The organism is Pirellulales bacterium (assembly GCA_035546535.1).
Lineage (GTDB): Bacteria > Planctomycetota > Planctomycetia > Pirellulales > JACPPG01 > JACPPG01.
In genome coordinates, this window is record DASZWQ010000108.1 from 1 (window position 1) to 11286 (window position 11286).

At 62.3% G+C, this 11286-nt stretch carries 9 protein-coding genes; 4 read left to right on the forward strand and 5 right to left on the reverse strand.

What is annotated here, in order from left to right; translation table 11 throughout:
• Positions 1-352: 352 nt before the first annotated feature.
• Complete coding sequence (locus VHD36_13390; protein HVU88308.1) at positions 353-1306, forward strand: rhomboid family intramembrane serine protease; 954 nt, start codon at positions 353-355, stop codon at positions 1304-1306.
• Between the two features lie 247 nt (positions 1307-1553).
• Here VHD36_13390 and VHD36_13395 read toward each other — a convergent pair whose 3' ends face one another.
• Both VHD36_13395 and VHD36_13400 read right to left on the reverse strand, forming a co-directional pair.
• Positions 1554-3023 (reverse strand): efflux RND transporter periplasmic adaptor subunit, encoded by a 1470-nt coding sequence (locus VHD36_13395; protein HVU88309.1) that lies wholly within the window; start codon positions 3021-3023, stop codon positions 1554-1556.
• Positions 3024-3150: 127 nt separating this feature from the next.
• Entirely contained in the window at positions 3151-6558 is a 3408-nt protein-coding gene (locus VHD36_13400) for an efflux RND transporter permease subunit (GenBank protein HVU88310.1), read from the reverse strand.
• A 484-nt stretch (positions 6559-7042) separates the two neighbouring features.
• Here VHD36_13400 and VHD36_13405 point away from each other — a divergent pair, with 484 nt between their 5' ends.
• The gene (locus tag VHD36_13405) at positions 7043-7474 is read left to right on the forward strand and encodes an OsmC family protein (protein HVU88311.1); all 432 of its coding nucleotides are present in this window, start codon (positions 7043-7045) and stop codon (positions 7472-7474) included.
• 59 nt (positions 7475-7533) lie between these two features.
• Here the strand turns inward: VHD36_13405 and VHD36_13410 are convergent, their stop codons facing one another.
• The 3 genes from VHD36_13410 to VHD36_13420 are packed head-to-tail and all read right to left on the reverse strand — an operon-like array spanning position 7534 to position 8851.
• A complete protein-coding gene (locus VHD36_13410) occupies positions 7534-7881 on the reverse strand; it encodes a metalloregulator ArsR/SmtB family transcription factor (protein HVU88312.1) in 348 nt (115 codons plus the stop codon).
• On the reverse strand, positions 7862-8326 hold the full coding sequence (locus VHD36_13415) for an SRPBCC family protein (GenBank protein ID HVU88313.1): 465 nt from the start codon (positions 8324-8326) through the stop codon (positions 7862-7864). The genes VHD36_13410 and VHD36_13415 overlap by 20 nt, the downstream gene beginning before the upstream one ends.
• Positions 8327-8386: 60 nt before the next feature.
• Entirely contained in the window at positions 8387-8851 is a 465-nt protein-coding gene (locus tag VHD36_13420) for an SRPBCC family protein (protein HVU88314.1), read from the reverse strand.
• A 207-nt stretch (positions 8852-9058) separates the two neighbouring features.
• On the opposite strand from VHD36_13420, the gene VHD36_13425 reads away from it, so the two are divergent.
• Both VHD36_13425 and VHD36_13430 read left to right on the forward strand, forming a co-directional pair.
• A complete protein-coding gene (locus VHD36_13425) occupies positions 9059-9442 on the forward strand; it encodes a BlaI/MecI/CopY family transcriptional regulator (protein ID HVU88315.1) in 384 nt (127 codons plus the stop codon).
• On the forward strand, positions 9439-11241 hold the full coding sequence (locus VHD36_13430) for a M56 family metallopeptidase (GenBank protein HVU88316.1): 1803 nt from the start codon (positions 9439-9441) through the stop codon (positions 11239-11241). Before VHD36_13425 ends, VHD36_13430 begins: the two co-directional genes overlap by 4 nt.
• The last annotated feature ends 45 nt before the right edge of the window (positions 11242-11286 follow it).

The following is an 11286-nucleotide window of genomic DNA, read 5'->3' on the forward strand; positions in this document are numbered from 1 at the left end:
CGGCAAGAAGCGGACGCAGATTGTCCTGTGGCGGCCATGGCCTTGGCCGCTGCAATCCTCCGCCCAGCGGAAGGGGTCCTTACAGCGCGCGAATGATGCCGGCAGCTCGTAAAGCGCAGCACGCTGCTACACATTCAATTCACCCGCGCCAGGACAAGACCTTCTGAACCTCGCATGGTTTCGCCCGCGGGTGTCTGCGATGGCGATTTTGCTGATTTTCCTGGAAACAACAGCGTCGGGTGCCCGTTGACCACGCCTGCGCGCGTCGTTGGGCCCTCCCAAAGCTATGCTCCCAGAAGAGGAGCGCCTCGCTGCTTGGTCACCCTTTGACGCCGCCACAGGGAGTTGGGCGATGTTTGTGCCTCTGGGGGATGACGTCGACACGCATACCTTGCCGATGGCCGGCATGGCGCTCGTCGGCGCCAACGTGCTGATCTTCTTCGCAATGGTCGGCATGGCCATCGACTATTCGCCGCCCATAAAAAGAGCGCGCGGTGCGGCGAAACCCCACGGCGGTTTGATCGCCGCTACCATTGGCTTCGACCAGGCGCCGCAAACCCGCGAGGTCATTTTCCATTACGGCCTCACGCCGAAGGATCTGCAAAAGGATCGCTTCGAGGGATTGGGAACCTACATGTTCGTCCACGGTGGTTTCATGCACCTGTTGGGCAACATGATTGTCCTCTGGGCGTTCGTCAGCACGCTCGAGCATGCCTTGGGGACGTGGACGTTTCTGACCTTCTACCTGTTGTGGGGCGTCCTGGCCGGTCTGGCACATGCCGCCGTGCATTGGGGGAGCGAAGTGCCCTTAGTCGGGGCGAGCGGCGCGATCGCCGGCGTGATCGGCGCCTATTGGGTCCTGGCTGGTGCAAGAACGCGCATTCGCACGCTGGTGTGGATCATCCGCCCGCACGTATTCATGATCCCGGCCGGCCTGTTCGTAGCGTTTTGGATCTATACACAAATCGACGGCGTGACGCGTTCGCCGCACAGCGCGGTGGGAACGGCCTGGTATTGCCATTTAGGAGGTTTCGGGGCCGGGGTCGTGACGATGCTGTTGCTGCGCGGCCGCACGGCGCGGCGATTGATCAACACGCGGTTCGGCACGACCGAGTTCCAGGAGCCCGCCGTGCGCCGCGATCCATCAATCGCCGCTGACGCCGCCGCCGGGACGGCCGCTTGCCCCTACTGCGGCACGGAAGTAACGGCCGAAACCTGCCTGGCGCCGAACCTGGCCCGCTGCCCGAACGCGTCTTGCGGCCGGTTGGTGCTGCTCGAGCGCCCTCTGGCGGCCAGCAGTCGTTAACGCTCATAAGACCGGCGCGCTGTGCCGCGGCCGTCAGCAGCCGCTTGTCGTCGCTTCGCCGCGGCGGCGGCTTTTTTCGCTTCACCGCGGCGGCCGCTTTCTTCAATGCCGCGCCCTTTGCGGCACGCGTGTACCGCTCGGGCGGATCGATTTCGCGCGCTGATATTCAGAAGCGCATGTTCGCTTGCCAGCGCGCGCCAAGGGAGCACTTATTGAGTCCAGGAAATATCGCCAGCGGCTGAGAAGCCTATTTCAGGCTCGCCAGGGTCACGGGCCCGCCTTCGGAGAGCGCGGCCAGATTGCCGACGATCACCTCTTCCGTGCCGTCGAAGGGGACCCAGGCTTCGTCAGGATTTTTTCCGGCCGGGCCGGCCGAACCGTTCAAGCTGACGTTCTGCACAGCATCGTCGGCCGGCAGCCGGAGGTGGTTGGTCACCTCGACCCACTTGCCCTCTCGCACGCCCAGCTGGATCTCCAGGCGCATCGCCTTGCCGTTCCGATAGATCCAGCAAAAGGCTCGTTCGCCGTTGTACACGATGGCCGAAGCCGGCAGCGCCAAGGCGTGCGGCCGCTCGATGATGACTTTGCCGTACGCGTACATGCCGGGCAAGATCTGGGTATCAGTCTTGGGCAAACGCACTTCGGAAAGCGCGCGACGGGTGCTTTCAGGCAAATCCGTGGGAATCTCGCTGCCGACGTTCGGCAGGTCGATCTCGGCGCGCAGCGTGCGGCTTTTGACGTTCAGCGCCCACGACGTGCGCGTGACGGTGGCGGCAATGGGCTGATCGCGGAAAGCCTTGACCAGTACCGTGGCCCGGCTGCCAGCACGGACGTAATTCGCGTCATGCTCGGGGATGTCGACAAACACGCGAACCACGTCCGTGCGGTCGATCACGTACACGGGCGCCGCTTCGCCGCTGGGCGAAAGTTCGACCGACCGCGCGCGGGCCGTCGGGTCGCCCTTGGCGGGCAGCACGAAATCGCCTGTGTTCGCCGCTCGTCCGATGACCACCCCGTCGTAGGGCGCATAGAGCTTCAGGTAGCCGACCCAGGCTTCCATTCGCTTCCAGTCGCTCGTGGCCACTTGGACGTCGGCTTCGGCGACGTCGACGGCAACTTCGTCCTGGTGGAGCGTGGCGATCTTCGATTCGAGATCCGCTTCGGCCTTCTCGATTTCCGCTACCGAGGCGTCGCGCGCCGCGGTGGCGGCCTTCAGCTGATTCTCCGATTCGCGCAGCACTTGCTCGTCGATGACGCCGCGGTTCACTTCATCCGTCAGCCGCTCCACTTCCGACTGCCAGCGTACCACCTGCGCATCGTAACGATCCCAAATCGCGCGCGTCGAAGTCAGCCGTGCGTCGGCCGCCTGGACGTCGGCCTTGGCGACGAGCACCGTTTTTTTCGCCAACTCCACGCGCTGCTTATCGAGCTCGACCGTGGCCTTCTTGGTGCGGTAATCCTCTTCGATCTCGGGAACGAAAAGGTCGACGAGCACCTGGTTTTTCTTCACCGGGTCGCCGATGTCGACGTACCACTTCTCGACGTACCCGCTCAACTTGGGAAAAATGGAAGTGCGTTCGTACGATTCGACAAAGCTTGGCTGACCGACCACGCGCGTAATGTTGCGCAATTGCGGCTTCACGATTCGCACGTCCGGCGGCGGCGCGTCGCCGGGTGCGTCCGCCGTAACGTTGGCGCCGCACCCGACACAGGCCATCAGCAACGCGCAGGCGCAAAGGCGCGAAATGCCGGCCGCCGTCCGCCTGCCGAGGAAAATGCCGAAACCGCGTGCTGCGCGGCGATGCTCACGCCCCCGGCCGGCGGCGTGCCAAGACGGACAGAACCTACTCAATGGCGGCATCATGCGACCCTGACTCGGGGGTTTCACTACCGGCATCCGGCGGTGCGGGCTCGTCCGGTGAGGCTTCTTCATGCGGCGCGCCGGCCGGAGGCTTGCCGCCCATCCGCTCGTCCCATGCCGCATAGTCCTCGCTCGGCTTCATTTCTTCGTGGAACTCATCGACGCGCGCGAATACGAGCGGGTCATAGTGGACGCTGCGCTTGTCGTCCGGGTAAATCGAGGCCGAACGAGCCATCTTGCTGCCGATGACGATCGCAAACACCGACGGCAGCACCAGCAATGTGGCAAACGTCGACATGACCAGCCCGCCGATCACGGCAAGTCCCAGCGGCGCTTGCATCTGGCTGCCACGTTCCAGGGCGAGCGCCATCGGCACCATGCCCACGGTCATGGCGCAGGCGGTCATCAAGATCGGGCGGAGCCGCTCGCTGGCGCCCAGAATCGCGGCCTTTACCGAATGATCGCCGTTCTGCCAGTGGTCATCCATGAACGTCACCAGCATCACGGAGTTCGACACGGAAACGCCCAGGCACATAATCGAGCCCATGAACGATTCGATATTCAACGACGTGCCGGTGAAGTACAGGATCGTGGCGATGCCGGCCAACACGCCGGGCACGGCGCCGACCGAGACCAGCGCCAAGCGCGGCGACTCGAAGTACGCGGTCAGGAGCACCAGGATGACGAACACCGCGACCGCCAGGCCGATGCCGAGCGCCTTGAACATGGCAATCATCGGCGGCAGTTGCCCCATCAGCTCGACGCGGACGCCGCGTGGCGGCTCGCCGGCGGCGGCGACGGCCGCTTCGACCTGCCGCGACGCGCGGCCCATATCTTCTCCCTCGACGTTCGCCGTCAGCGTGACGTAACGCTGCGACATGTCGCGGTCCAATTCACCGGGGCGAACGCCCTCGTGAACCGACGCCACGTCGCGAATCATCAAGTTCACCAGCGGATTCACCGACTGCAGCGGCAGAATCTCGATATCCTCGGGCTTTTCCATGCGCAACGGGGGAACCTGAATCTGCACCAGGTAATCGAATCCGGTTTTTACATCGATCCAGTAGTTCAGATTCGTAAACCGCGTCGAAGAGGTTGCCATCACCAGGGCTTGGGCCACGTCCTCGACCGTGGCGCCGCTGAGGCCTGCTTTTTCGCGATCGACGGTCACTTCGACGGACGGGTAGTCGAGTTCCTGCTCGAATCCGATATCGCGCAGATACGGAATGCGCCTCATTTCCGCCGCGATTCTTTCCGCATGCTGTCGGACGGCCGTCAGGTCGGTACCCACGATCCGCACCGCGATTGGCGCCAAGGAACCGAAGCTCATGACGCTGGTGACGATATCGCCCGGCTCGAAGCCGAACACGGCCAGCCTGGCCTGCGTCGCGGCGTCTTCCGGGGACAGGCCGCCTTGTTCCAGGCGCTGGGTCAGCCAGGGAATCACTTTCTCGGGCAACAGCTTGCGCAGCCGCTCGCGAAACTCAGCGAGTTTGATGCCGCTTTCTTCATTCAAGGCCACGCGTAGCTGCCCATCGTCCGGGCCGCGCATGAAGAGGACCATATTGTCGATGCCGAAGTTCGGCGCGACCTGGCCCACGAAGCCCATCGAAATGTCGATGTTTTCGGCCCCGGCTTCGGCTTCGATGACTTCCAGACATTTGACGGCCATTTGTCGCGTGAGATCGAAGTTCGAGCCCGGCGGAGGCCGGAATCGCAGCACGAACTGGCCCGAATCGACCTGCGGAAACAACTCGTTGCCAACCTGGATGCCGAGAACGGCCAGGATCGCGACGCAGCCAGCGATATAGGCCGGCACGATGATCCACCGCAGCCGCACGAACCACTCGACGATCTTGCCATAGACCTTGAGAAAGCGGCCGAACAGCCCGGCGTGCTCCGCAGCTTCGCCATGCCCGCCGTGCTTGAGCAGGTAGACGCACATGATCGGCACGAAAGTGCTGGAGAGAAGATACGACGAGATCATCGCGAACCCCACGCCCAGCGTTAGCGGCATGAAGAGCGAGCGGAGCGGATCCTCCATGATGAAAGCGGGGATGAAGACGGACAGGATGCACAACAGGGCCAGCAAACGGGGTACGGCCGTGGCATTGCTGGCGTGTAGAACGGCCGAGGCCAGCTTCGGCGTGTGCTCCATTTGCACGTGTACGTTCTCGATGGTCACCGTGGCTTCGTCGACGAGAATGCCGATCGCCAGCGCCATTCCACCCAGCGACATGATGTTGATCGTGTTGCCGGTCAGCCACAGCCCGAACAACGAGCCCAAGAGCGCCAGCGGGATATTGGCGACCACGACGATCACGCTGCGCAGGTCGCCAAGAAACAACAAGATCATCAAACCCGTCAGGCCGGCGCCGATCAGCCCCTCGGTCGCCACGCTTTCGACCGCCGCCAGCACGGTAGGCGACTCGTCGAACTCGAAGTTCACCGAGACGTCCTTGGGAACCGCGTCACGAAACAGTTGCATCGATTTGCGGATGTCGCCCACGACCGTCAGCGTCGAGCCGGTATCCTTCTTGATGATGGGCAAGAAAACCGACTTCTTGCCGTTGACCAGCGCATAGCCGTAGGTGATATCCGTGTCGTCCTGGATGACGGCCACGTCGCGCAGGTAGACGTTCTCGCCGATCTTCAGTGGAATATCGCCTAGCCGCTGCACGTCGACGACCGTGGCATTGTTGGCCACCACGGGCATGGAATCTTTCACGTAGATGTTGCCCGCCGGAATGATCGTATTCCCCGAGGCCAACGCTTCGATCACCTGCTGTGGTCGCAGGTTATAGGTGAGCAGCTTGTGCGGATCGACCGTCACGACGATCGAACGCATATTCGGGCCGAAGGGAGAAATCGCCACCGTGCCGGGAACGAACTTTTGCACGAGCGGGCGAATAATGTTCTGGGCATAATCGCCCATGAGGCCCAGGGACGTCTCCTTGCTCTCGAACACCAGGTAGCCCACCGGCACGCTGCCCGCGTCCATGCGCATGATCATCGGCGGCAGCGTTCCCTTGGGCATCCATGACATGGCCCGGTCGGACATCGCCACGACTTGCGCCATGGCCTGCCCCATGTCGGTACCGGGAAAGAACGACAACTCGCACAGCGCAACCTGTTGGATGTTGCGCGTCTTGATGTCCTGGATGCCGTCGACGTACTGAAAGTACAGTTCGAGCTGGTTGACGATGAACCCTTCCATCTGGTCGGGGCTCATGCCGATGTAATCAAGAAAGACGTAGATCTTCGGCACGTTGAGCGAGGGAAAGATATCGACGCGCATCCGGCTGTAAGCCAGAAATCCGCCGCTGACGAGTGCCACGACCAACATCATGGTCGTGATCGGCCGCCGCATGGCGAAGACAGTCGGATTCATGGATCTCTCACTCGCGAGAGAGAGCCGATGCGAAATATCGGCTGAAAATCACCGCCTTCTCGTACCCTAGCACGAATCTTATTGGTCGCAAGAGCGTGAGTCGTGTGTCGAGGACATTCGCCGCCGCGATCTTACGATGCCGTCAGGTCTGTTCGCATTCGTCACCAAAAGCGCGCTTGCGACACGTCAATTTGACGCAGGGCGCGCGCCGTTACTCGTCGCCGTGCGCGATGAAGCGATGACGTCGGGCGACGTGGTTCCACGCGCAGGTGGTTCGAGAAGAACGTCGCGACTCACTTGTCGGCGCGCTTGTAAATTGTTGAATGCCGCGCGCGAATCGAAAGCGCTCGCCGGCCTCCAAGGGGTTATAGGTCACTGATGCCGCGGATCATGCGCCCTTGCGCGGTCCTATGCCACGCCTGCCGCGACCGCGTACAATGCTCGCGTGGACCTCGACCGACAATTCCTTGGCGGAGACGCACCGATGAAGATCAAACGACGTGGTTCGGCGGCCTGGCAGGGGGGCATCAAGGACGGCAAGGGGGCCATCTCGACCGAAAGCGGCGCGCTTTCTGCGTATCCTTATGGTTTTGCCGCTCGCTTCGAAGGGCAGCGCGGTAGCAATCCCGAAGAGCTGATCGGCGCCGCCCACGCCAGTTGCTTCACCATGGCGCTGTCGAAAATCCTGGGCGACGCAAATCTCACGGCTGAACAGCTGGATACGTCGGCCGAGGTGACCCTCGAACAGGTTGATGGCGGCTGGGGCATTACGGCGATCCATCTGACACTGACTGGCAAAGTGCCCGGCGCCGACCAGGCGAAGTTCGAGGAGCTCGCCGGCAAGGCCAAGGCCGGCTGCCCCGTTTCGAAGCTGCTGAACACGAACATCAGCCTGACGGCCACGCTGAAATCGTGATCTCCTGTCCGATCCGTAAAGCGTCCAGTCGCGGCTGCCCTCATCGCAAGGGGAGCCGCTTAGTCCTCGACGAAGGATTTCAATCGCGCAAGTGCCTGGTCCCACTGGCGCGACATTCGTTCCAGGAATTCAAAGGCATCATCGAGCGAGTCGCGCCGGATTTCGAACAGCCGTTCGCGGCCGGCAGGCTCGCTGCGCACGAGGCCAGCGCGCTCCAGCACCCGCAGATGCTTGGTGACGGCTTGCCTTGTCAGCGAAGAACCTTCGGTCAAGGTCGTGATCGACGCCGGCGCGTGCGCGCTCAGCCGGGCCAGCAGTTGCAGCCGCGTTTCGTCCCCCAGTGCGGCGAAAACCGGCGCGCTTTGCCGCAACTCGCGGCTCATCGGGTCACGTCGTTTGGCTGACATAGTTGGCCACGCACTCGACTTGCATGGTCCATCCCTCGTTATGCAATCGAAACGCCTCGGCGCGCCGTTCCGCGGGAATCGCGTCGAATCCCGTCTCGGTGACCGTCAACAGCGTGCCCGTGGCGGTCTTCTCCAACGTGAACTCCACTAACGTGCAGGGTTCCTGCGAATAATCGACCGCCGGATCAATGGCGTATGGGTGCCAATGATAAGAAAAGAGCCGCTCGGGCTCCATCTTCACAGCGACCATTTCGACTGTGAGGTGCTCGTAACCTGTCCGCATTTTCTGGCCGCGCGTCGGTTGACCTGGGACGAACGGCGATTCGAGGTTCACACCGAACCACTCGCCGAACTCTTTGTAATCGGCCAGCGCCCGCCAGACGCGCGCCACCGGTGCGTTGATCTCGATACTCTTTTCAATGCGATCGGTTGTCGAATTGACCATGAATGAGTGCTCCGATGGGCTAGCGCTGTCAACAGCGGAGTTGCGCGAAATGGATCGATGTCAAGCAGCGTTGGCGACGTAATTCGCGACGCGTTCGATCTGAATAGCCCATCCTTGGCTGTTCATGCGGAAGGCTTCGTCGCGGCGGTGTGCCGGAATCGCGTCGAAGCCCGACTCCGCGACGGTCAACAGTGTGCCCGTGGCCGTCTTTTCCAGCGCGAACTCCACCAGCGTAGGCGTTTCCTGCGAGTAATCGACCTGCGGATCGATCGCGTGCGGATGCCAATGAAAGGAGAAGAGGCGCTCCGGCTCCATCTTTTGCACGACCACTTCCATGACCAGATGCTCGTAGCCGGGGTGCGTGATGTGGCCATGTGTCGCCCGGCCCGCGATGAACGGCGATTCCAAGTTGACGCCGAACCAGGCGCTGAATTCCTTGTAGTCAGTCAGTGCTCGCCACACGCGGGCGGCGGGCGCACGGATTTCAATCTTCTTTTCAATGCGGTCGGTCGAAGAGCTGACCATCGCCGTTCTCTCCATGGGAAGCAGGGGCCGATTAATAGGCAACCAATTGGTTGCATAATATCGCGGGGCTTCGGGCATGGCAAGGGGTGAGGCCGGCATCTTTATCCGCGGCCGAATTCGTATCGCCATAATTCGCCCTTGACGCTTTCGCGCCGGAAATGGTATTTGGTTATTGAAATTTGGTTAACCAAACACAGGGAGCCCCGAATGGCCCGACCTTCGGCCAAGGAACTCACTGAGCGCGAGCTCGAAGTGATGCAGGTCTTCTGGCAGCACGGCGAGATCACGGCGGCGCAGGCGCGCGATCGCCTGGCAGAGGCAGGATTCGACCTGGCTTACGTCACGGTTGCCAATTTGATCCGCATCGTGCTCGAGAAGGGATTTCTCGAGCAAACCAACGACGAACGTCCTTACGTGTACCGCGCCGCTCGATCGTTCGATGAAGTGTCGCAGAGCCTGGTAGGTGACCTGCTGCGACGCGTCTTTCAAGGCTCGCGCGAGCAGTTGCTATTGAACGTGCTCAAGCGGCGCCGCCTGACGGCCAAGGAGCGGGCCCTGTTGCGCGAAATCCTCGAGGAGCAGGAATCATGAACGGATTGATCACCATGATCCTGCGCGGCGCGATCCATGCGTCGATCGTGGCGATGGCGATGCTCGTTGCGCGACTTTGCGTCGCGCGCTCCGCGGCGGCCGGGCGATCCCTGGTCGGCGCGATCGGCATGGCATGCATCCTGGCCGTCACCGCTGCGGCGGCTCTACCGCTACCGGGCTTTCCGTCAATTTCAGGGATCGCGGATTCGGCGGAAACGAATCCACGGGCGACCGAGTCATTGGAATCAGGACCAACCGCGTCCAAGGATCCGTCACCCGCGGCCGTGTTGCCATCGGATGGTGCACAAACGTCTTCCGACACGGCTGCGTACTTGCCGCTGGCTTGGCTGAGCCGCGTGGGCCGCGGCGTGCAGCGGGCGACAAGCGCGGCCGACGCATCGCCGCGGAGCTGGAGATTGCTACTTTTGATCCTTTGCGCCCTGGGAGTCGCGGCTGGCCTGGGCCGCTTGGCAGTCGCGCTGCAAGCAGTTCAAAATCTGCGCCGCAAGAGCGAGCCTGTCACTGGCCAGGTAATTGCGCATTTGCTTAAGCAGCTCGCCGAGCGCGCTGACTACCGGCAGGCGATCGATCTTCGTCAAACGGATCGATTGACAAGTGCCGCGGTGTTCGGCTGGCGACAGCCTGTCATTGTTCTTCCTCGCGATTGGCGGGAATGGACGGCCGACGAGCTGTCGGCGGTGCTTGCCCACGAAGTCGCGCACATCGTCCGCGGCGACTTCTTGCAGCGCCTTGTCGCGCTCGCGGCGGTAGCGGTGCACTTTTATCACCCACTGGTGCGTTGGGCCGCGTGGCGCTTGGCGGTCGATCAGGAATTCGCCGCCGACCGTTTGGCGCGCGGCATAGCCGGCAGCGGGACGTCCTATGGCAAAGGGCTCGCGCGGCTCGCGCTTCGCTATCACAATTCATTACAGGAGCGGCGCGTGTGGCCGAGCGTGTCGGTCGTGCCGCGCTCCTCGGACTTTCTGGCAAGGAGGCTGGAAATGTTGCGCGTGAAGAATGATTCCATAGATCCCCGCTCCACCCGCTGGACCGTGTACGGTCTGTGCGGTGCACTTGTGGCCGTCGCGCTTACAGCCGCCTTCATCCGCGGCGCAGCGGCCGACGATCAACCCCCGGCCCCCACCGCGCGCCCTATCGAAACGGCGCGCCTGCCAGACGACAAACGCATGGATGAAGCGCCCGCTAGCGCTCCTGCCGTCGACCCTGAGCTTTTCAGCCGCGCGGCCTTCGATCCGGCGATGCTGCGGGCCAATAAGGGGGGCGGATTTCTGATTCGTGTTGGCGATATGCTGCGTCATCCGGAAATCCAGCCGCACGTCGAGTCCATCAATGCCGGCTTGATTCACTTACTGCACGATATTATCGGGGAAGTGGCCGAGGGCGTTGATCTCCGCGAGATCGAATGGATGGCCGGCGATCTCCGGCTGTCGGTCACGTCGGCGGTTATGTCGGCGGATCCAGAAGGCGAGCACGGCCGCATCATGCTCGGCAGCGGTGGCATGATTATCCGCACCACGCATGCTCGCGATTGGCAAGCAGTTCTGCTCGAGGAAATGCCAGGCACGTCGCTCAAGACCTTCGAAGGCAAGAGCTACGTGCAATTGCCCTCGTTGCCAGCCATCGGCCCGGTGGCCATGAAAATGCGTTCGCCAAACGATCATACGATCATTTACGCGACTGGCACTAAGTTCGAGTTTCGCAGTTTAGGCCGCCAGAGCGGCCGTGTTTTCCAGGAGGTCGAGGACTTTTCGGCTACCTTGGCCGCCGAGTCCCCATGAGGAAACTTGTTCGCGGAGGCTGCATCGTCGCAAGGTGCCCAGCAT